Here is a 20,461-nt window from a genome sequence, read left to right on the forward strand (position 1 = left end):
GCACACCGGGGCGCGGTCTCGCGACGGTTCATGATCGTCGACACACACGGCATTCCCTCATCAGACATGACGTGGTGGAGATAAGCATGCCGAACGACCGTAGTGATTGGGCGCAGCGGTTCCCCGAATTCCTTGTCGAGGCCGAAACGCTCCTGGCCAAGTCTGAAGAATGCCTCAGCCACCTGCAGTTGATCAGCAATGACAAGGACGCCATCGACTGCATGCTCAGCACCCTCCTGAAGCTTGCGAACAAGGCCGATGCCCTGTCACTGGAGGCGGTGTCCGGATTTTCCCTGCACCTGCATGGCTTGCTCACCCAGGTACAGGATCACGTGGATTTGCATGCGCAGGCCCTGGAAGCACTGAAAGAGTGCTTCACCCTGATGGCCTGGCAACTGGAACTGGTTGACCCACGCACCGGCCAGCTTGGACTGGATGAAAGCGAACAGGCATCGCTCATAGAAGCCTTTGCCTGTCAGGTCGGACAGGCTCACTTCCAATTGCCGCTCAATGGCAAGCCGATGTCCCTCGTCACCTGGTCGGAGCACCAGGCGTAACGAGATACACCATGGGCTGTTCAGGCCCGTCAGTTCTCGCAGTCGTATGTCGCAATTGAATAGTTCATACCTGCCCGCGACCTCTTCCAATAAATAATTACGAGCGATGAATGCGGACTATCCTCTACGGATGTCAGGGTTTTCCTGTGTAAAAGAAAACTTGCGGCTGCATCGCTAATTATCGAGTCAGGTACTTCAACTTTTCCATAATGGAACCGTCGTCCAACATGGCCTGTTTCCTGACTCTTTGGACATATAGGGCAAACGCGACCAACGGTATGTTAAGTGGTATTATGCCGCCCGTTAGTTGTTTCAGTTAATGGCAATGTGACTTCAATGATCGGTCTCCAGCAAAGTTGGCGCTCAATTATCGATCACTGAACCGTCTTTGAAATCAACAACCTGAATGACAGTTTTCCAGACAGAGACCGCCAGCCCTTCTGACCGGTCTGCCCGCAGCGAACATCCATTGGCTCCATCCGCTATGTACGCCAGCCTCAAGTCAATCACCACATGGCCTCCCTCCCGAGAAAATGCCCGCAGGTTCACACTCCTGTTGTGCACGGCTTCGGCCTTGGGCAGCCTGTTGTGCTATGGCTTCTCTGCGCCGTTGCCGCTCGGCCTGCTGCTGATCAACGTGGCGGCTGCCGGCTGTGTCTGGACCCAACATCGTCTGTCGCGCAAATCCATCAAGTTCCAGCCTCAGGAACTGGCCGACCGTTTGCTGGAAGTCCAGGAAAACGAGCGCCATCGCCTGAGTCGTGAACTGCATGACGATATCGGCCAGCTGCTGACCGCCGCCAAGCTGCAAAGCGAATGGCTCAAGCGCCGCCTGCCCGCAGATATGCAGGAACACTGCTCGGTCCTTTGCGAGACCCTGGAAGAAACCCTCAACAAGGTTCGCGACGTCTCGGCCATTCTCAATCCGCGGCAGTTGACCAGCCTTGGCCTGGAAGCAAGCCTGCGGGCGCATTTGCTCAAGGTATTGGCCAATACTTCGGTGCACTGGAGTCTTGATTGCCAGCAGCGCCTGAATGGAATCCCCGAAGAAATGGCGGTCGCTGCCTTTCGCATCACTCAGGAAGCGGTCACCAACATCCTTCGCCATGCACAGGCCAAAAACCTGTTGATCCGCGTACAACGCCTGCCGCAGGGCCTGACCTTGCTGATCAGCGATGATGGCCTGGGCTTTTCCCCGGCAGCGAATCCGGGGCGCGAAGGACAACGGGGCATGGCCGGAATGGCCGAACGGATCGAACAACTGGGCGGCACACTGAGCGTGACCAGCGAGCCGGGCAAAGGTACTCAAATCGAAGCACTATTCCCCTGGGCGCCCCGTGCACTCGAGCGGGCCAGTACGAATAAGGTTATGCGTTGACTTGTAACTTACTTCTAGTGGATGACCACTCGCTGATCAGGGCCGGCGTACGCGCCCTGGTGCTGGATATTCCCGGTTATGCGGTGATCGGCGAGGCCAATGACGGCTCGCAGCTGCTCGAGATGGTCGAGCAGCTGTCTCCCGATATCGTATTGCTGGACATTTCCATGAAGGAAACCGGCGGACTGGAAGCCCTCCAGCGGCTCAGACGCGTACGCCCGCACGCCAAAGTGCTGATTCTCTCGATGCACACCGACCCCGCGCTGATCATGCAGGCGCTGGAGTCCGGCGCTCACGGCTACCTGCTCAAGGACACCACGGCCACCGAGCTCGAACATGCACTGGAAGCACTGCGCAACAACGAGCGCTACTTGAGCCCAGCCATCGCCCACACCGTGATCAATCAGGCGCTGACACGCAACCTCAAGCAGCAACCGGAAGTCACCGAGTCGCACAACCTGACAGCACGCCAACTGGAAATCCTGCGTCTGATCGTACGCGGCAAGTCCACACGGGAAATCGCCAATGGTCTGGGCTTGAGCATCAAGACGGTCGAAACTCACCGCTCGCAGATCATGAAACGCCTGCAGATCTACGATGTGGCGGGCCTGGTGCTGTTTGCCGTGCGGGAACAGATCATCAGTCTGGACGACTGAGCCGGGTCGTTGTGCTCAACAGCGGCGAGTCCTTGGGCAAATGCACACGCAAGGCTGCGGGGCGCGCCGCAAACCGCAGACTGTCGCCCTCCAGTGGCTCACCGTCGAGATTGATGCAAAGCCCTTCGGCAACCTTGATTTCAACCCACGGCAAACGGGTGCGCACGAACATGTTGTCGATGCCGAACCCGTCGCTGAGCAGATTTTTCAGCGTACCGACCAATTCCTGCGGCGCCGGCAGAATGCTGATATCCAGAAGACCGTCATCCACCAGCGCTTCCGGGCACAACACATGCCCGCCACCGGCCTGGCGACCATTGCCGATCCCCAGCGCCAGCAGCTCGCCACGCCAATGAAAATCCGGTCCCTGCAACTCGCCGTAGGCGGCATGCAGTTCACTGAACCGCGATAAACCGGTAAACAGGTAAGCCGCGCCGCCCAGCACTTTTTTCAGATCTTCCGACGTGTTGGCCGTCACCTGACTGCCGAACCCGCCGGTGGCCATGTTCAGGAATATCTGCCCGCCGACTTCACCCAGATCGATGTCATGGGCGTGCGCCTCAAGCAATTCGAGCGCTTCGGCCGGTTCCAGGGGAATAGCGGCCGCACGGGAAAAATCATTGGCGGTTCCCAGCGGCAACAGCACCAGACTGGCCTTGCCTGGCTGCGCCGCCAGCGCTTCGGCGATATCACGCAGGGTGCCATCTCCACCACCGGCGATGATCTGACGGTATCCCGCCGCCAACGCCTCTTCCACCAGACGCTGGGCATCGCCGGCCTCCCAGGTCAGGCGCACGGCCAGTTCCCAGCCCTGTTTACGCTTGTTCTCGACAGCGGCACGAACCGCCTCGTTGAGTGCCTGCTTGCCATGCAGAATCAACAATGCCTTGCGTTCACTCATTACGGTCACTCCCGGAATTGAATCAGTACCGGACATCTTGACCCTCAACGCGGGTAAAAAAGTCGCACACCTTCCAATTAATTCCTGACGCTCGTCCTGCCCGCCCTACATATCGGTAATTTTTCGTACAGAACGTAAGGAATCGGCTCAATTGACCCGGCCAGGTCATTGGTACAACGTGTGTCGGCGTTAGAGATCTTCAATTCAATTACACAAGGATGTGCATGTAATGAGTGGATACAGTTTCAGGATTTTCGATTTCTTGCATTCCGGCATTTGCCAACAGCCCTCAATGGCCACAGGTGGACATTTCCATGCAAAGCCATGAAGCAAGACTATCCGTGAGTCCGGTTGCCTCTCTCTCCGAAAGTCGCGCCAGTCTCAAAGACGAATTCAAATGCAGCGCCAGAAATGCTGGAGAAAGCGATATGGAGCCGCGTGTCACCGAGCTGGAAACTCACCTGAAGTACATTCGACGCGATATGGACGAAGTCAGGGGAGACGTCAAAGCCATCAAACATCGCCTGGCCTACTCGGCAGGCGCGACAGCGATGGTGCTCGGACTGTTGGGCTGGATTGCCAACAGCCGGTTCGATCAACTGCTTACACTGCTCAGCCGTTGATCAGTTGAAAGGCAGGCACCGTTAAGCGACAGTGCCTGCCTTTCATATGCCTGCAATCAACCAAGAAGTTCGCTGAGTGGAATGAACGGCACCTGGTCTCCCTTGGCCAGGACTCGCCCTTCCTGCACTTCCACCAACCCCTCGGCCCAGGCAGCGCTGCGCAGGACGCCCGAGCTCTGGTTACGGTAGATAATCGCTTGCCCCTGCTCCAGACGTCCGCGCAGAAATTCACGGCGATTACCGGCCTGAGGCCAGGCAAAGCCTGCGGTCACTGAAAACTTCAGTGGTTCGACATCCTGCACGCCCTGGCGACGCAACAGATAAGGTCGGGTCAACAAGGCAAAAGTCACCAGTGTCGAAGCAGGATTTCCCGGCAATCCAACCACAGGGACACCACGAAAATGCCCGACCGTCAGCGGTTTGCCAGGTTTGATTGCCAGCTTCCAGAGCGTCAGCTCGCCCTCTTCCCTCAAGGCGATTCCAAGGAAATCAGCTTCCCCGACAGATACACCCCCGGTTGAAAGAATCAGATCTACATCCTGAAGCGCTCCAAGTCGCGCGCGGGTGGTAGGCAGGTCATCAGGCAGAATACCGGCATCCACCACTTCACATCCCAAGCGCTGCAACCAGCTGCACAACAACACCCGGTTACTGTTGTAGATCTGCCCCGGCCCCAATGCCGTGCCCGGCTCGACCAACTCATCACCCGTGGACAGTACCGCCACACGAACCCGGCGGACTACCTCAAGTCCTGAACAACCCAGCGATGCAGCCAACCCCTGCTCGATCGGACCGAGCCGGGTTCCGGCGGGCAATACCAACTCACCGACCGTCGTTTCCTGGCCTTGTGGACGAATGTTCTGCCCGGCCACCATCGCCTCGGTAAAACTCACGCGTTCATCGGCATGAATCTCGGTGTTTTCCTGCATCTCGACACAGTCCGCACCGGCAGGCACCGGCGCGCCGGTAAAGATTCGGGCGCAAGTGCCCGGTTTCAAAGGCTCTGGCGCCTGTCCGGCGAAAATCTTCTGACTGACCGGCAACGGCTCGCCGGTCCAGTCAGCCAGATTCAAGGCATAACCGTCCATGGCGCTGTTCGGCCACGGCGGCAGATCCAGTGTCGAAATCAGATCCTGCGCCAGCACCCGCCCCTGAACCTGAGCCAGTGGCAAAAACTCGTATTCGACAATCCGCGAGCTCTCGGCCATTTCCAGCAACCGCGCGAATGCCTCTTCAACCGGCATCAGGCTGCCGGTCTTGCCCGGCTTACCCACGGGATTCACAAGGCGCCGCCTGTTTCAAATGAGTGACGAAATTGCATGGGCGGTGGCGTGAGTCCAGTTGCTCGGCGAGGATGCCATCCCAACCGGTGCGCACTGCGTTGGTCGAGCCAGGCAGGCAGCACACCAGCGTGCCATTGGCCAGTCCCGCCAAAGCCCGGGATTGCACGGTGGAGGTGCCGATATCCGCCACCGAGATCTGACGAAACAGCTCACCAAAACCATCGACCTGCTTGTCCAGCAGGCAAGCTACCGCTTCGGGGGTGCTGTCACGGCCGGTAAAACCGGTTCCGCCGGTAATCAGCACTACTTGCACGACGTCTTCGGCAATCCAGTGGGCGACTTGCGCACGGATCTTGTAGAGGTCATCTTTGAGCAGCACCCGCTGCGCCAGATGGTGGCCTGCGGCCGTCAGACGGTCGACAAAAACCTGACCGGAAGTATCGGTTTCCAGAGTTCGGGTGTCGCTGACCGTCAGTACCGCGATATTGAGCGGTACGAAAGGTACATCAGCCTTGGCTTTCATAGGCTCGTCCAGTTGTAGGAGAAACAGCCCGGTGTTATATCACAGCGCCCCCTTTTTTCGCCGCCCCTGCAGAGAGCTGCCATGACCTCGAACACGCCATTGTCACCTTGTTCCATCCTGTTGCTGGCAGGTGGGCGCGGTCAGCGAATGGGCGGCCAGGACAAGGGACTTGTGGAATGGCACGGTGAACCGCTGATCGCACATCTGCAGCGCAAGGTTCGCCCGCTGACAGATGATCTGATCATTTCCTGCAACCGCAATCATGAACGCTATGCGCCATTCGCTGACCAATTGGTGAGCGATGACGAGGAAGACTTTCCTGGTCCCCTGGCTGGCATTCGCGCCGGCTTGAAAGCCGCGCGCCATACTCACCTGCTGGTACTGCCCTGCGATGTTCCGCGAATCGATCTTGCGCTGCTGCACAGCATGCGCGAGGCGGCCAGTCTGAATTCTGAAAAACCTTTAATGTTGCGACATGACGATCACTGGGAACCGCTGCTTTGCGTGATCCCGGTGGCGCTCCTGCCCGCTTTCGAAAACGCCTGGAACGCAGGAGAACGCAGCCCCGGCCGGGTGATGCGCACACTTGATGCCCAGGCCCTGGTTTGCCCTGACAACGATCCACGCCTGGCCAATCTCAACACCCCTGAACTGTTGAGTTCGCACAACACTGTGTCAGACTGACAGCATTCAAGGAACTTGCACGCCTTGTATACGTCTCAAGCTCAGTAACCAAAAGAATTTCCCTACGGAGACACACTCATGACTCAACGGACCCTCGCCACTTTCATGCTCGCACTGGGCCTCGCCACCCTCGCCGGTTGCGCTTCGCCAACAGTGATCACCTTGAATGACGGTCGCGAAATCCAGGCTGTCGACGCCCCTAAGTATGATGAAGATTCGGGCTTCTACGAGTTCGAGCAACTGGACGGCAAGCACACTCGCATCAACAAGGACCAGGTCCGCACTGTCAAAGAGCTGTAAGCTTTCAGTTCGACAGCGGATACAGAAAAGCCCGCAACATGCGGGCTTTTTCGTGTCTGACAGATAAGGGTCGATACCCGGGATCACCAGTCCAGTGTGATCCGGCTTTCAAACTCGCGCACCTGCCCTGTGACCGGATCGATGAACCGCAACCCCTGCGCCAGCAGCTTGAGCGGATTGGCATAATCATCCTCAACGTCTTTGAGCACTTCGGGGTAAAACGGATCATTGCAGATGCTCGCCCCCAGCGACGTCATGTGTACCCGCAACTGATGCTTCTTGCCGGTCACCGGATACAGTCCGTACCGCCATAGTTCGCCGTTCTTTTCACGAACCTCCACCGCCGTTTCGGTGTTACTCACACCTGGTCCTTCCTGCATGCGGAAAAACGGTTCACCGTCAATCATGCGGCTCTTGTGCACCAACGGAAATTCCAGCCCGGGCAGCGCGGCAGCAATGGCTTCATAGCGTTTTTCGATTTGCCGCGTCGGGAACAGCGACTGATACGCCGACCGCGTCTGTGGATTGGCAGAGAAAATCACCAGCCCGGCCGTGTGCCGGTCAATCCGGTGCAGCGGTACCAGATGAGGATTGTCCAGGCGCCGGATCAATCGGCGAAGCAGGGTCTGTTCGACGTACTCGCCCGCCGGGGTCACCGGAAGGAAATGCGGCTTGTCGGCCACCACCAGATGCTCGTCCGCGTACAGAATCGTCTCGACCACCGGGATCGGCTTTTCATCCGGCACTTCACGAAAATAGTGAATGCGCAGCCCTTCCTTGTAGGGCAAATCCAGCGGGATCGGCTGCCCCTGACCATCGAGCACCCGGCCCCGGGCGATTCGATCCAGCCATTGATCGCGCCCTATGGCACTGAAATGCTCACACAGACAGTCGAGCACTGTCCGCCAACTACCGGGGGGCAGATACAGCGTGCTGGCCTGATTCTGTGCGGCGGAAAACGTGGGTGTGCTGGACATACGGAAAACTCGAACCCTCAAAGCAGAGCGGCATTATCCAACACCGGACGCAGCAGACCTAGCGCGGAATCAGGCGGGGATCGATTTGAGCGCCGCCGCCTCGGTAAATTCCTTGAGCCAGCGCAACACATCCACGGCATCCCAACGACCCGGATCGTACAAGGCGTACAACAAACCCTGATACCCAACCACATCCAGCTGCTTGTGATAGCCGGCACGCTGGAACAATGCCTCGATCTCGGCAAAGCACGTATTGAAATGAAGCTTGTTGAAGGGAGTCTTGCCTTCCGTGACCAGACCGTCCAGGCGCAATTCGTGGACGGCCTCGCGCACCACGTCAACCGACATCCCGTTCACGCTGCTTTTCAACTGTTCGACATTGACCACGGTTGCTCCCTCTGACATCCGGTTTGGCCTGAGCAATGCCTGAAAACGGCATGGCAGGCCAATCCAATTACTGTATGCGCATACAGTAACCGAATAACCCGAAAGGTGCCAAGCCGTGATTGAGCGAAGGTGACGAATGCCATCAACGCAGAAGAGGAAAAAACCTTAACGCAGGAATGCCACCACCTGATCGGCGCTGAACGGCCACCCCAGTTCCGCGCCGGTATCAACCCTGCGCAGGACAGGGATGCGCAGGCTGTAAGCCTCGAACCACGATTCGTTGTCAGCAATGTCCACCAGTTCCACCAGCAGACCATGCTCGACAAAAGGCATCAGTTCGGCCTCTGCGACTTCACACAAATGGCACCCCAGGGTGCCGAACAACTGGCATTCAGGAAGCATGTGCGTTCAACCCCAAAAATCGAGTGATCATTCTAGGCCCGCTCACAAGGCCCGTCGACCCACCCATCCGGTGCGAAAACCGGCCTTGGCAAAACCCTGACGTAAATCAGCCCACAAAATCGCCGCTTGCGCGATGCTCCGGTGTTTTTTACCTCTACGCTTGAAGAGCCTGATCTGTCCCGGAGTGTCTTGTGTTTGCCAATCTGCTGATCATTCTGGCGTCGTCCCTGGTGATGATTGCCCTGTTCCGTCGCCTGCGCCTGCCACCTGTGCTGGGCTATCTGTGCGTAGGGTTGATGGTCGGGCCGAACGCGTTCGACTGGATCAATGAAAGCGAACATTTGCCGGATCTTGCCGAACTGGGTGTGGTGTTTCTGTTGTTTTCCCTGGGGCTGGAATTCTCCCTGTCGAAAATGATTGCCCTGCGCAAGGTAGTTTTCCGACTGGGCAGCCAGCAGGTGGTGATCACCACGGTGCTGCTGGGAAGCGTGCTGATGCTGCTGGGCATGCCTGCCACACCGGCCTTGCTGCTGGGCGCCGGCCTGTCGTTGTCATCCACGGCGATTGTGACCAAGGAGCTGGGCAGTCTCGGCGAAATTTTCAGCAGCCATGGCCAGAACGCGGTGGGCGTGCTGTTGTTCCAGGACGTGGTGGCAGTGTTGCTGCTGACGCTGGTGCCGGTGTTCGCCGGCAGCAGTGATCAGGCCTGGTACTGGGCGCTGCCCCTGACCTTGTCGAAGACCGTATTGCTGTTCTTCGGTTTGTTGCTGACCAGTCGCTGGCTGCTGCCACGCCTGTTCCAGGAAGTCGCGGCGTCCCGCTCGGCGGAACTGTTCGTGTTGCTGGCACTGGTCATTGTGCTGCTGACGGCCTGGCTGACCCACTTGCTGGGCCTGTCTCCGGCCCTCGGCGCGTTCCTCGCGGGCATGCTGCTGGGCGAAAGCCATTACCGGCATCAGATCGAGGCCGATATCCGGCCGTTTCGCGACATTCTGCTGGGGCTGTTTTTCGTCAGTATCGGCATGCTGATCGACCTGCAACTGTTCGCCAGTCACAGCCTGCAGATTATCGGCATGACCCTGGGTTTACTGGTGATCAAAGGCCTGGTGGTGACGCTGCTGGTGAAATGGCGCGGCAGCGACAGTGAAACGGCCTGGCGCAGCGGTCTTGCTCTCGCCCAGGGCGGAGAATTCTGCTTCGCCCTGATGGCGCAGATGCAGCAGAACCGGCTGCTCCCCGCCGAGCTCGGCGCCCTGCTGCTCGCCGCCACCTTCTGCTCGATGCTGCTGACGCCTTTGCTGTTACGCGCCGCACCGCGCATCGCCGCCACCCTGCACCGCAAACCCAATCAGGAAGCGCAGATCGAGGAAATCAGCGCCCTCAATGCCGGGTTCGACGGGCATGTGGTGATCTGCGGCTACGGCCGTGTCGGTCAGTCGATCGGGCGCTTCATGCGCAATGCCGGGCAAACCTACGTCGCACTGGATAACGATCCGGTGCGAATACAGGAAGCCGCCACCGTCGAACGCGACGTCCACTACGGCGATTCAACCCGCGGCGATCTGTTGACCGCCGTCGGCTTGCTGCGCGCCAGGTTGCTGGTCATTGCCGTGGATCAAGCTGACGTTGCCTTGCGGGTTCTCAAGGAGGCCCGGCGCCTCAACCCGACAGTACCGATTCTGGTACGCACCCGGGATGACAGCCAGTCGGCCGAGCTGAAAGCGGCCGGCGCCAGTGAAGTGGTGCCGGAGCTGCTGGAGTCGAGCCTGATGCTCGGTTCCCATGCGCTGATCCTGCTGGGGTTTCCTGCGCATCGGGTTCAGGAGAAAGTCGATCAGGTGCGCATCGATCGTTATCGCCTGCTTCACGGTTTTTACCCCGGAGCCGACGATGAGGAAACCTAGTCCTGGCTCACCGCGCCGATCTTGTGCAGCGACAGGTCGGCGCCGTAGTACTCCTGTTCCTGGCTCAGGCGCAAACCATGCAGTGCCTTGATCGAACCGTAGACGACAAACCCGCCGATCAGCGCCACCGCCACACCAAGGGCGGTGCCGATCAACTGGCTGATGAGGCTTACGCCGCCGAGTCCGCCCAGCGCGGTCGAGCCGAAGATCCCGCAGGCAATGCCGCCCCACACGCCACACAGACCATGCAACGGCCAGACACCCAGCACGTCATCGATCCGCCATTTGACTTGCGCCGCCGTGAAACACCAGACAAAAAGGGCACCGGCAATCGCGCCGGTCACCAGCGCGCCGACCGGGTGCATCAGGTCGGAACCGGCGCACACTGCCACCAGCCCGGCCAACGGACCGTTGTGCAGAAAGCCCGGGTCGTTGCGCCCGACGATCAACGCCGCCACCGTGCCGCCGACCATCGCCATCAGCGAGTTGACCGCCACCAGTCCGCTGACTCCCTGCAGGGTTTGCGCGCTCATTACGTTGAAGCCAAACCAGCCGACGATCAGAATCCACGAACCCAATGCCAGAAACGGAATGCTCGAAGGCGCGAACGCCACCAGCTTGCCGTCACGATAGCGCCCGTTGCGCGGCCCGAGCAGCAACACCGCCGCCAGCGCCAGCCAACCGCCCATGGCATGCACCACCACAGAACCTGCAAAGTCATGGAAGGCTGCACCGAACTGCGCAGTCAGCCAGGCTTGCAGGCCGTAGTTGCCGTTCCAGATCATGCCTTCGAAAAACGGGTAGATGAACGCTACGATCAGTGCCGTGGCGCACAGTTGTGGCACAAACCGCGCCCGTTCGGCGATGCCGCCGGAGATAATCGCCGGGATCGCCGCTGCAAAGGTCAGCAGGAAGAAAAACTTCACCAGTCCATAACCATGATCGGCACTGAGCACCGCCGCCGGTTGCAGGAAGGTCACCCCGTACGAAAGCCAATAGCCTATAAAGAAATAGGCGAGCGTCGACACCGCGAAGTCGCTGAGAATCTTCGACAGAGCGTTGACCTGGTTTTTCTGGCGAACCGTTCCGACCTCCAGAAACGCGAATCCGGCATGCATGGCCAGCACCATGACCGCACCGATCAGAATGAACAACGTGTTGGAACTGTGAACCAGTGTGTCCACAGCGCTTTGCAGATTTTCCATGAGGAGGCAGACCCGAAGCTGAAAAAGGCACCAAAGCGGTTCATGCGCACATTTCATGCACCAAGTTGCGGCTGCGCAGTTACTGATCCGGTCGTTCGGTGAACCGCTTTGGCGCACTAGGTCGATGGGCTGACATGAACCCTCATCGTCCGGGCCATGCTTTGCCCGGGTTCGCGCCCGGCAACAGCGCACTGCTACCGATCGACGCACCACGACACAGCAAAAGTTGTACCAGCCATTTGCACTGAACCTTCACACTTGGCTCATACTCGAACGCTTCAGAACGCTGCTTCAAAACGCCACTTACGGAGATCCCCCATGGCCAGCATCAAGGCAAAGACTGCTCAAGAAATCCTGATGAACGACTTCCAGACGCTGGTCAGCGACACTGAACGGTTGCTGGAACACACCGCCACGCTGGCCGGTGATCAGGCTGACGAGTTGCGCGAGCAAATCCACGAGAGCCTGCTGCGCGCACGGGAAACCCTGAAGTTGACTGAAGAGACTCTGCGCGAGCGCGGTCAGGCTGCGGTCAACGCCACCGAGGAATATGTGTCCGCCAACCCTTGGCAATCGGTGGGCATCGCCGCCGGCGTAGGGTTTCTGATCGGCCTGCTGGCCACGCGGCGCTGATCATGTCGATCGGTGAATCCGGCCCGAACACGGGCACTGCCTCCTCCACACGACGTCTGGGCGCCGCCGTTCTCGGTCTGCTGCACAGCCACGTCGAATTGTTCGGTATCGAATTGCAGGAGCAGAAGTCACGTACCGTCAGCCTGTTGCTGTTCGCCGGCCTCGCGCTGGTGTTTGCGCTGCTGTTGCTGGTTGGCCTGTCGACGCTTGTCCTGATTGTGTTCTGGGACACCTATCGCCTGGCTGCAATCATTGGTCTGTGTGTGTTCTATACCCTGGCAGCAATCTTTTGCGCGCTGCGTCTCAAGGCCGCGATCTTCGATGAATCCTCGCCCTTCCACGGCACGCTGGAAGAATTGGCCAACGACCGGGAGCGCCTGTTGCCATGAGCCTGCCTGAACTTCCGCACAACAGCTCACGCCGGGAAATGCGCAAGGCACTGATCCGTTTGCGCATGGAAATGCATCGTCAGGAAATCCGCCACGAAACCGGCCAGGTCCTGCAACCACTGCAACGCATGCGTGGCATGACGCAAAACCTGCAGGGCGGTTTCGGCATCAAGCACGCGCCGTTATGGGGCGTGGCGGCCGTGACGCTGCTGGGCTTCATCACGGGAAAAGGAGCCAAAAGCGGTGGTGTCGGCGGCTTGACCCGACTGATCCGCCTGGGCACCAGCCTCGCTCCACTGATCAAGCTGGTCATGCAGAGTTCGAGCAAACGCTGACCCTTCGCATCTGGCTGCATTCTTGCAACATCAGCGGGATTGAATCTCTTATCCGGAGATTCAATCCCGCTCGCCTATCCGGCCGGCAGAATTCGACCAGAACAAGAACGACAAGGAGGCCCCGTGATCGACGGGCAACCGCTCGCCTGCTTTCAACCTTTCATCGATACCGCCACCGGACGCATTGCAGGTGTCGAGGCACTGGGTCGTCTGCGCCAGGCCGATGGCCAACTGGTATCGGTCGGACCGCTGTTCGCCGACCCGCGCACCCCGGCCGTCGCGCTGCGCCGACTGGACCGGCAGATCCGGGATAACGCGTTGAGCCGACTGCACGAAGCGCCGCCGGACTGGTTTCTCAGCCTGAACATGTCACCGCGCTGGATCAGTCGCTTGCGTGCCGACCAGGCCTTGCCGAGCCTGAAACAGCTTGCACGGCACGGTATCGATCCACAGCGGATTGTTTTCGAGATTACTGAACTTGGCGGCAACAGCCAGCGCCTGAGCGAAGTCGTGGCCCGCTATCGCGATGCCGGTGCCCGGATTGCCATCGACGATTTCGGCGCCGGCTATTCGCAGCTTGATCGCGTGCTGGCGCTGCAACCGGACATTCTCAAACTCGACATGCGCCTGTTCCAGGCCGCCGCACTTGGCGGCCCGAGCAGTGACGTGGTCAAAGCCCTCGCGCAAATGGCCGAAAAAACCGGCTGCTGGATCATTGCCGAAGGCGTGGAAACCACGGCGCAGCTGAATTTCGCGCTGGAGTGCGGATCGCGCTACGTGCAAGGTTTTCTGTTCGCCCGGGCGCATGAGGCACTTTTCGGCACGGATGACTTCGTTGAGCGCTTTGCCGAGCTGCGCCAGTCCTACGTGCGCCAGAAGCTGGCCGAACGCAGCAGATGGATGTTCATGCGCCAGCAGCTCGGCGAACTCATGACCATCCTGCAAACCTGGGCCCAGGCCCGCGCCCCGCTCAGCGCCCTGCCACAGCTCGACGCCTTCCCGTGGCTGCTGCGCTTTTACCAATGCGACCGTCACGGCACCCAGCTGACGCCAAACCTGGAATGGCGACAAAGCGGCTGGGTCGCCGACAATCGCTACCTGGGCCACAACTGGTCGTGGCGCCCGTACTTCTATCACCTGCTGGCCGAAGGCTGGGAAGAACGGCGCCTGACGCTTTCCAACACCTATCGCGACGCCACCAGCAACCAGTATTGCCTGACCGCCGGACAGTTTTTCGATAACGGCGAGCGCCTGCTGCTGATCGACATCGATGCGGCAGGATTGTAGTTGCGCTTGCAGATGCCAGCCTGAACCGGGAAGCTAGGGAATCAGTCACCAGACGGAGAGAATCAGCCTTGGATTGGCATACCCTGCTCAACCGCGAACGTCTCGGCAAACCCTTGCACAGCCCGCAGGAACTGGGCCGCAGCCCGTTCCATAAAGACCATGACCGCATCATCTTCTCCGGCGCCTTCCGCCGCCTGGGGCGCAAGACCCAGGTGCATCCGGTGTCGAGCAACGACCACATTCACACGCGCCTGACCCACTCGCTGGAAGTCAGTTGTGTCGGCCGCTCGCTGGGCATGCGCGTCGGTGAAACCCTGCGCCGCGCCCTGCCCGAATGGTGCGAACCGAGCGATCTGGGCATGGTGGTTCAATCGGCCTGCCTGGCACACGACATCGGCAATCCGCCGTTCGGCCATTCCGGTGAAGACGCGATCCGTCACTGGTTCCAGCAGGCTGCCGGGCGCGGATGGCTGGACGCGATGAGCGACGCCGAGCGCGGTGACTTCCTGAACTTCGAAGGCAATGCCCAGGGTTTCCGGGTGCTCACGCAGCTGGAATATCACCAGTTCGACGGCGGGACACGACTCACCTACGCCACCCTCGGCACCTATCTGAAGTACCCGTGGACCGCGCGACACGCTGACTCCCTCGGTTACAAGAAGCACAAATTCGGTTGCTATCAGAGCGAACTGCCGTTGCTGGAGCAGATCGCCCACAAGCTGGGTCTGCCGCAACTGGAAGAGCAACGTTGGGCACGCCATCCGTTGGTGTATCTGATGGAGGCGGCGGACGACATCTGCTACGCCCTGATCGATCTGGAAGATGGCCTGGAAATGGAGCTGCTGGATTATGCCGAAGTCGAGTCGCTGCTGCTCGGTCTGGTCGGCGATGATCTGCCCGAAACCTATCGCCAGCTCGGCCCGCAGGATTCACGCCGGCGCAAACTGGCAATCCTGCGCGGCAAGGCCATCGAACACCTGACCAACGCGGCCGCCCGAGCCTTCGTCGAACAACAGGACGCACTGCTGGCCGGTACGCTGCCGGGGGATCTGGTGGAGCACATGCACGGTCCGGCCAAGCGCTGCGTGTTGAACGCCAAGGACATCGCCCGCAAGAAAATCTTTCAGGACAAGCGCAAGACCCTGCATGAAATTGGTGCTTACACGACCCTGGAGATTTTGCTCAACGCCTTCTGCGGTGCGGCCCTGGAACAGCACAACGGCCGCACGCCGTCGTTCAAGAGCCGCCGGATTCTCGATCTGCTGGGCAACAACGCACCGGATCCGCACGGTCCTCTACATACATCGTTCCTGCGCATGATCGACTTCATCGCCGGCATGACCGACAGCTACGCCAGCGACATGGCGCTGGAAATGACCGGCCGTTCCAGCCACTGACGCCTGCCCCCCCGCCCAATCTGCAATGGATCGGGCGGGTCTTGTGCAATAACGGCGAAAAGACAGACCCTTCTTTTTTTATATGTTCAAGAAGGCGAAACCGGAAAACCGATAATAGTTCCAGCATCGACCGCACTGCGCCCCTCCAAACTTAAACAAGAACAACTCTTGAACATCTCACGCCTCTACCTACGTCAAACCTAGTTAACACGTAGTCTGATTCTTCTTTATTTGTAGGACTTCTCCCTGATTGCTGCTGACGGCCTGCCAGTTCATGCGAGCGTTCATTCATCTGAGCTAAGGTTCGCCCTTTATTTGCGCTCGTATGGGATTTGATTATGAACTCCGTTTTTATTGTCGACGATCACCCGGTCATCCGCCTTGCCGTTCGAATGCTGCTGGAGCATGAAGGTTATAAAGTCGTCGGAGAAACCGATAACGGTGTCGATGCCATGCAGATGGTTCGCGAATGCATGCCCGACCTGATCATCCTCGACATCAGCATTCCCAAACTCGACGGCCTGGAAGTCCTGTCCCGCTTCAACGCAATGAGTTCGCCATTCAAGACGCTGGTATTGACTGCGCAATGCCCGACCCTGTTCGGCATACGTTGCATGCAGTCAGGTGCCTCGGGTTACGTGTGCAAACAGGAAGACCTGAGCGAACTGGTCAGTGCAATCAAAGCCGTACTGTCCGGTTACAACTACTTTCCCAGCCAGGCCTTGAATCCGGTTCGTCAAGATGATGTGCGCTATGTAGAACTTGAACTTTTCAAATCCGTCAATGATCGGGAACTGATGGTGCTGCAATTATTTGCCCAAGGGCGTACCAACAAGGAAATAGCCAAAGGCATGTTTCTCAGCAATAAAACCGTCAGTACTTATAAAAAACGCCTCATGCAAAAACTCAAAGCCAAGTCCCTTGTAGAACTTATCGAAATGGCCAAACGTAACGCACTCGTGTGAGAGCCAACATGCCCAGTCGCTTAAAGAGTTTTCTGATTGCATTGAGTGCATGCCTGTGTATCAGCGCACCTGTCACGGTTGCATCGCTTACCTTCCAGGACTTTGTCCTGCTTGCGCGCTCGACCGACAGATCCATATCGGTCTCGCTCGAGCCCGCGCAGATGGCGTGGCTGCACGCTCGCAATGAGTTGATTCTTGGGGCCTCTGCTCCCGACTATCCGCCCTTCGACATGACCACCAGCGGGCACGACTTCGAGGGATTCACGGCGGACTACGCGGGGCTGGTCGGCCAGGCGACCGGTCTGCCGGTCAAGGTCAGGCGCTTCGCGTCTCGAGAAGCCGCGATTCGGGCATTGATCGACGGCAGCATCGACATGCTCGGCACATCCAACGGCTTCGAAGCGGAAAACCCGGACATCGTGCTGTCCCGCCCCTACGCCGTCGATCAACCGGTGCTGGTGACCCGCGAAGGCGAAACCCGCTCTCTGACCGAAGGCCTGGCCGGTCTGCGGCTGAGCATGCTCTATCACTATCTGCCGCTGGATGAGGTCAAGGCGATGTATCCCAAAGCCCTCATCACGTCCTATCCGTCCTACCAGAACGCAATCAACGCCGTCGCATTCGATCAGGCGGACGTGTTTCTCGGCGACACCATTTCCACGCACTACATGATCAGCAAGGGTTACCTGAACAACATCCGCATGGCCAATTTCGGCAAGCACGAGGCTCACGGGTTCAGCTTCGCCGTGCATCGCAACAACGCACAGCTGGTCAAAATCATCGACACCGTGCTCAAGACTGTCCCTGGCAGCGAGCGCGAAAACATCGCCAAGCGCTGGAGCGTCGGCAGCGACACACTGCTCACAGACCAGAAGCTGCAACTGACCCGACGCGAAGAACAGTGGCTGAAAAGGAATCCGGTGGTAAGTGTGGTCGTCAACGAGGCCTTCGCCCCGCTGACGTTCTTCGACAGTGATGGCAACTTTCGCGGCATCAGTGCCGACCTGCTCGAACTCATCCGCTTGCGCACCGGCCTGCGTTTCGACGTCCGCCGCAGCCGCAACGATGCAGAGATGATCAAGCAGGTTGAAAATCACCAGGCCGACCTTATCGCCGCCCTGCTGCCCACCACTCAGCGCGAGCAAACCCTGACCTTCAGTCGCCCCTACCTGGAAAACTCCTATGTCCTGTTGACCCGAAAAGCGGCCGACAGTCCGACCCACCTGGGTCAGCTCAAACGCAAACGACTGGCGATCGCCCAGGGCAATCCGATGATCGAATACCTGCGGGCCGAATTTCCACGTATCCAACTGATCGAAACACCGGACACCTTCAGCGCCGTGGCGTTACTCGACGCAGGTCAGGTCGAGGGCGCAGTGAACTCGCTGGTCATCGCCAACTACTTCATCACATCCCGCATTTTCGAACAGCCACTGCAGATCACCACCACCATCGGCACACGTCAGGCGGCCTTCTCCCTGGCCACAGCTCGAGACAACACGGAACTGAGCTCGATCATCGACAAGTCGCTGATGAGCATCACCCCCGAAGAACTGGGCATCATCAATGGTCGCTGGCGTGGCTACTCAAGCGTTTCGCAAGGCACATGGCATCAGTACCAGCGCTTTTTTTATCAGGCGATCGGCGGCGCCTGCCTGCTGTTGCTGCTGTCGCTGTTCTGGAATGCCTACATGCGCCGCCAGATCAAACAACGCAAGGCAGCCGAACGAGCCTTGAACGATCAACTGGAATTCATGGGCGCACTGGTCAACGGCACCCCCCACCCCATCTACGTGCGTGACCGCCAGGGCGTGCTGAAAAGCTGCAATGACAGCTATCTCCAGGCGTTCAATGCCCGACGCGAAGACGTCATTGGCAAAAGTGTGATGCAGGGGCCATCGAACAATGCTTTCGAAGCCCTGACGTATCAAGCCGACTATCAGCGGGTAATGGCCGAGGGCAAACCGCTGGTGCTCGACCGGCCGCTGCAGATCGGCAACCGGCATCTGACCATCTATCACTGGATCCTGCCGTACCGGGACTCCAGCGGTGAAGTTCAGGGAATCATCGGCGGCTGGATCGACATCAGCGAGCGCCGCGAACTGCTTGATGAGCTGCGCGCGGCCAAGGAGCAGGCGGACGATGCCAATCGGGCCAAAAGTACGTTTCTGGCGACCATGAGCCACGAGATCCGCACACCGATGAACGCCGTGATCGGCATGCTCGAGTTGACGCTCAAGCGCATGGATCACGCTCACCCGGATCGCTCCGGCATCGAAACGGCCTACCATTCTGCCAAGGATCTGCTGGGCCTGATCGGCGACATCCTGGACATTGCCCGCATCGAGTCCGGGCGGCTGAGTCTGAACCCCGAGCGAATCAACCTGATCGATACCGTCGGTTCTGTGGTCAGAATCTTCGAAGGGCTCGCCCGGCAGAAACACCTTTCACTGGCGATGTCCGTCTCTCCGCCGGAACTGGATGTCGATGTACACCTCGACCCGCTGCGCTTCAAGCAGGTGCTGTCGAACCTGATCAGCAATGCCATCAAGTTCACCGAAGCAGGACACATCAAAATCACGCTGGATGTTCAACCCACCGACGATCCGGAACGCTCGATGGTGCAACTGACCGTACAGGACAGTGGCATCGGGATCACGACGCAGGATCAGTTGCGACTGTTCGAACCCTTCGCCCAGGCCGGCAACGGCGGACAACGAACCGTCAGCGGCGCGGGCCTGGGACTGGTCATCAGCCGCAACCTTTGCGAAATGATGGGAGGAAAACTGCGGTTGAGCAGCTTGCCCGGAGTCGGCACACAGGTCAGTGTCTCGCTACCGATGGCCATCCTGCCTGCGCAAGTGGCGAGAGCAGAAGACGAACCGCAGATTCAGGCATCCCTCATCCCCTTGACGGTTCTGGTGGTCGATGACCATCCGGCCAATCGGCTTCTGATGTGCCAGCAGCTGGAGTACCTCGGGCACCGCTTCAGTATTGCCGAAGATGGCCAGCGCGGACTGGAGCAATGGAAGAACGGCGAATTCGATCTGGTCATTGCCGACTGCAACATGCCCGTCATGAACGGCTATGAGCTGACCCGGGCGATTCGTCAGCACGAAATGCTCACCCGCCGCCCGGCGTGCACGGTGCTGGGGTTCACCGCCAATGCCCAGCCGGAGGAAATCCAGCGCTGCAAACAGGCCGGCATGAACGAGTGCCTGTTCAAACCCCTGAGCCTGAACAGCCTGAGCCAATGGGTCGACAGCGTTAAGCCGTTGTTCCGTGCGCCGGTGTTCAATCTGCAAGGGCTCACGCTGCTGACCGGCGGCAACCCCTCCCAGACTCACCGCCTGCTGGCAGAACTGCTCAACAGCAGTCGTCTTGACCGGCAGGAGTTGCAGACTGTGTCCCTCACACGGGACCGCCCTGCGCTGGCCGTCATCGCACACAAGATCAAAGGCGCCGCACGCATTGCCCAGGCCACACGTCTGATCGACAGTTGCGATGCACTTGAGCAGGCTTGTCAGCAAGCGCTGCCGGGGGACGAGATCGAGCGTCGCTGTCAGGCCAGCCGCCTTGCCATCCTGGAACTGGAGCAGGCACTGGAACAGCAACTGAACCGGATCAGCCAGAGCAAAGTGACCGGGGCTTAACTATGCTTGGACGCTGAGCGGT

The 20,461-nt window shown here is 59.1% G+C and carries 21 protein-coding genes; 14 read left to right on the top strand and 7 right to left on the bottom strand.

Translation table 11 applies throughout. The features are described from left to right. Positions 1 to 86 precede the first annotated feature (86 nt). From MKZ87_RS17505 to MKZ87_RS17515, 3 genes are all read left to right on the top strand, one after another. Positions 87 to 557 (top strand): hypothetical protein, encoded by a 471-nt coding sequence (locus tag MKZ87_RS17505; protein ID WP_085704442.1) that lies wholly within the window; start codon positions 87 to 89, stop codon positions 555 to 557. Positions 558 to 1,041: 484 nt separating this feature from the next. Beyond that, complete coding sequence (locus tag MKZ87_RS17510; protein ID WP_085683399.1) at positions 1,042 to 1,935, top strand: sensor histidine kinase; 894 nt, start codon at positions 1,042 to 1,044, stop codon at positions 1,933 to 1,935. After that, complete coding sequence (locus MKZ87_RS17515; protein ID WP_085683400.1) at positions 1,932 to 2,591, top strand: response regulator transcription factor; 660 nt, start codon at positions 1,932 to 1,934, stop codon at positions 2,589 to 2,591. Before MKZ87_RS17510 ends, MKZ87_RS17515 begins: the two co-directional genes overlap by 4 nt. On the opposite strand, the gene yegS is transcribed toward MKZ87_RS17515, so the two are convergent. After that, positions 2,575 to 3,492: a lipid kinase YegS gene (yegS, locus tag MKZ87_RS17520; RefSeq protein WP_085700093.1), complete on the bottom strand. Its 918-nt coding sequence runs from the start codon at positions 3,490 to 3,492 to the stop codon at positions 2,575 to 2,577. The genes MKZ87_RS17515 and yegS overlap by 17 nt on opposite strands. A 314-nt stretch (positions 3,493 to 3,806) precedes the next feature. Between yegS and MKZ87_RS17525 the strand changes: the two genes are divergently transcribed. Further along, the gene (locus MKZ87_RS17525) at positions 3,807 to 4,115 is read left to right on the top strand and encodes a hypothetical protein (RefSeq protein ID WP_170929763.1); all 309 of its coding nucleotides are present in this window, start codon (positions 3,807 to 3,809) and stop codon (positions 4,113 to 4,115) included. Positions 4,116 to 4,171: 56 nt separating this feature from the next. Here MKZ87_RS17525 and glp read toward each other — a convergent pair whose 3' ends face one another. Both glp and moaB read right to left on the bottom strand, forming a co-directional pair. Next, a complete protein-coding gene (gene glp, locus MKZ87_RS17530) occupies positions 4,172 to 5,398 on the bottom strand; it encodes a gephyrin-like molybdotransferase Glp (RefSeq protein ID WP_085704440.1) in 1,227 nt (408 codons plus the stop codon). Further along, entirely contained in the window at positions 5,382 to 5,921 is a 540-nt protein-coding gene (moaB, locus tag MKZ87_RS17535) for a molybdenum cofactor biosynthesis protein B (protein ID WP_007955742.1), read from the bottom strand. Before moaB ends, glp begins: the two co-directional genes overlap by 17 nt. A gap of 81 nt (positions 5,922 to 6,002) precedes the next feature. On the opposite strand from moaB, the gene mobA reads away from it, so the two are divergent. Both mobA and MKZ87_RS17545 read left to right on the top strand, forming a co-directional pair. Next, entirely contained in the window at positions 6,003 to 6,605 is a 603-nt protein-coding gene (mobA, locus tag MKZ87_RS17540) for a molybdenum cofactor guanylyltransferase MobA (protein ID WP_085704438.1), read from the top strand. A gap of 78 nt (positions 6,606 to 6,683) precedes the next feature. Continuing rightward, positions 6,684 to 6,905, top strand: a complete 222-nt coding sequence (locus MKZ87_RS17545; protein ID WP_039770418.1) for a YgdI/YgdR family lipoprotein — start codon at positions 6,684 to 6,686, stop codon at positions 6,903 to 6,905. Between the two features lie 83 nt (positions 6,906 to 6,988). Here the strand turns inward: MKZ87_RS17545 and MKZ87_RS17550 are convergent, their stop codons facing one another. The 3 genes from MKZ87_RS17550 to MKZ87_RS17560 all read right to left on the bottom strand — a co-directional run bounded on the left by MKZ87_RS17550 (position 6,989) and on the right by MKZ87_RS17560 (position 8,671). Next, a complete protein-coding gene (locus MKZ87_RS17550) occupies positions 6,989 to 7,882 on the bottom strand; it encodes a pseudouridine synthase (RefSeq protein ID WP_085700085.1) in 894 nt (297 codons plus the stop codon). A 69-nt stretch (positions 7,883 to 7,951) separates the two neighbouring features. Further along, positions 7,952 to 8,269: a hypothetical protein gene (locus MKZ87_RS17555; RefSeq protein WP_007955735.1), complete on the bottom strand. Its 318-nt coding sequence runs from the start codon at positions 8,267 to 8,269 to the stop codon at positions 7,952 to 7,954. A 165-nt stretch (positions 8,270 to 8,434) separates the two neighbouring features. Beyond that, the gene (locus tag MKZ87_RS17560) at positions 8,435 to 8,671 is read right to left on the bottom strand and encodes a glutaredoxin family protein (protein ID WP_085700083.1); all 237 of its coding nucleotides are present in this window, start codon (positions 8,669 to 8,671) and stop codon (positions 8,435 to 8,437) included. Positions 8,672 to 8,862: 191 nt separating this feature from the next. On the opposite strand from MKZ87_RS17560, the gene MKZ87_RS17565 reads away from it, so the two are divergent. Continuing rightward, on the top strand, positions 8,863 to 10,575 hold the full coding sequence (locus tag MKZ87_RS17565; RefSeq protein ID WP_085704436.1) for a cation:proton antiporter: 1,713 nt from the start codon (positions 8,863 to 8,865) through the stop codon (positions 10,573 to 10,575). Here MKZ87_RS17565 and MKZ87_RS17570 read toward each other — a convergent pair. Continuing rightward, positions 10,572 to 11,780: an ammonium transporter gene (locus MKZ87_RS17570; RefSeq protein WP_085700079.1), complete on the bottom strand. Its 1,209-nt coding sequence runs from the start codon at positions 11,778 to 11,780 to the stop codon at positions 10,572 to 10,574. The genes MKZ87_RS17565 and MKZ87_RS17570 overlap by 4 nt on opposite strands. Before the next feature lie 318 nt (positions 11,781 to 12,098). On the opposite strand from MKZ87_RS17570, the gene MKZ87_RS17575 reads away from it, so the two are divergent. The 7 genes from MKZ87_RS17575 to MKZ87_RS17605 all read left to right on the top strand — a co-directional run bounded on the left by MKZ87_RS17575 (position 12,099) and on the right by MKZ87_RS17605 (position 20,439). Further along, positions 12,099 to 12,413: a DUF883 family protein gene (locus MKZ87_RS17575; RefSeq protein ID WP_085700077.1), complete on the top strand. Its 315-nt coding sequence runs from the start codon at positions 12,099 to 12,101 to the stop codon at positions 12,411 to 12,413. Between the two features lie 2 nt (positions 12,414 to 12,415). After that, entirely contained in the window at positions 12,416 to 12,802 is a 387-nt protein-coding gene (locus MKZ87_RS17580) for a phage holin family protein (protein ID WP_085700075.1), read from the top strand. After that, a complete protein-coding gene (locus tag MKZ87_RS17585; protein WP_064598290.1) occupies positions 12,799 to 13,137 on the top strand; it encodes a hypothetical protein in 339 nt (112 codons plus the stop codon). Before MKZ87_RS17580 ends, MKZ87_RS17585 begins: the two co-directional genes overlap by 4 nt. Before the next feature lie 123 nt (positions 13,138 to 13,260). Continuing rightward, the gene (locus MKZ87_RS17590) at positions 13,261 to 14,424 is read left to right on the top strand and encodes an EAL domain-containing protein (protein WP_085700073.1); all 1,164 of its coding nucleotides are present in this window, start codon (positions 13,261 to 13,263) and stop codon (positions 14,422 to 14,424) included. A 68-nt stretch (positions 14,425 to 14,492) separates the two neighbouring features. Then, positions 14,493 to 15,821, top strand: a complete 1,329-nt coding sequence (locus MKZ87_RS17595) for a deoxyguanosinetriphosphate triphosphohydrolase (protein ID WP_085704434.1) — start codon at positions 14,493 to 14,495, stop codon at positions 15,819 to 15,821. 338 nt (positions 15,822 to 16,159) lie between these two features. Continuing rightward, a complete protein-coding gene (locus MKZ87_RS17600; protein WP_085700069.1) occupies positions 16,160 to 16,786 on the top strand; it encodes a response regulator transcription factor in 627 nt (208 codons plus the stop codon). A gap of 8 nt (positions 16,787 to 16,794) precedes the next feature. Then, complete coding sequence (locus MKZ87_RS17605; protein WP_266201419.1) at positions 16,795 to 20,439, top strand: transporter substrate-binding domain-containing protein; 3,645 nt, start codon at positions 16,795 to 16,797, stop codon at positions 20,437 to 20,439. The last annotated feature ends 22 nt before the right edge of the window (positions 20,440 to 20,461 follow it).

The sequence above is a fragment of the Pseudomonas sp. MCal1 genome (assembly GCF_026341415.1).
GTDB lineage: Bacteria > Pseudomonadota > Gammaproteobacteria > Pseudomonadales > Pseudomonadaceae > Aquipseudomonas.

Bases quoted from the DNA above. Each gene is read 5' to 3' on its own strand.
- MKZ87_RS17505 (WP_085704442.1), top strand. From the start codon at position 87: ATGCCGAACGACCGTAGTGATTGGGCGCAGCGGTTCCCCGAATTCCTT.
- MKZ87_RS17510 (WP_085683399.1), top strand. From the start codon at position 1,042: ATGTACGCCAGCCTCAAGTCAATCACCACATGGCCTCCCTCCCGAGAA.
- yegS (WP_085700093.1), bottom strand. From the start codon at position 3,492: ATGAGTGAACGCAAGGCATTGTTGATTCTGCATGGCAAGCAGGCACTC.
- MKZ87_RS17525 (WP_170929763.1), top strand. From the start codon at position 3,807: ATGCAAAGCCATGAAGCAAGACTATCCGTGAGTCCGGTTGCCTCTCTC.
- moaB (WP_007955742.1), bottom strand. From the start codon at position 5,921: ATGAAAGCCAAGGCTGATGTACCTTTCGTACCGCTCAATATCGCGGTA.
- mobA (WP_085704438.1), top strand. From the start codon at position 6,003: ATGACCTCGAACACGCCATTGTCACCTTGTTCCATCCTGTTGCTGGCA.
- MKZ87_RS17545 (WP_039770418.1), top strand. From the start codon at position 6,684: ATGACTCAACGGACCCTCGCCACTTTCATGCTCGCACTGGGCCTCGCC.
- MKZ87_RS17550 (WP_085700085.1), bottom strand. From the start codon at position 7,882: ATGTCCAGCACACCCACGTTTTCCGCCGCACAGAATCAGGCCAGCACG.
- MKZ87_RS17560 (WP_085700083.1), bottom strand. From the start codon at position 8,671: ATGCTTCCTGAATGCCAGTTGTTCGGCACCCTGGGGTGCCATTTGTGT.
- MKZ87_RS17570 (WP_085700079.1), bottom strand. From the start codon at position 11,780: ATGGAAAATCTGCAAAGCGCTGTGGACACACTGGTTCACAGTTCCAAC.
- MKZ87_RS17575 (WP_085700077.1), top strand. From the start codon at position 12,099: ATGGCCAGCATCAAGGCAAAGACTGCTCAAGAAATCCTGATGAACGAC.
- MKZ87_RS17580 (WP_085700075.1), top strand. From the start codon at position 12,416: ATGTCGATCGGTGAATCCGGCCCGAACACGGGCACTGCCTCCTCCACA.
- MKZ87_RS17585 (WP_064598290.1), top strand. From the start codon at position 12,799: ATGAGCCTGCCTGAACTTCCGCACAACAGCTCACGCCGGGAAATGCGC.
- MKZ87_RS17600 (WP_085700069.1), top strand. From the start codon at position 16,160: ATGAACTCCGTTTTTATTGTCGACGATCACCCGGTCATCCGCCTTGCC.
- MKZ87_RS17605 (WP_266201419.1), top strand. From the start codon at position 16,795: ATGCCCAGTCGCTTAAAGAGTTTTCTGATTGCATTGAGTGCATGCCTG.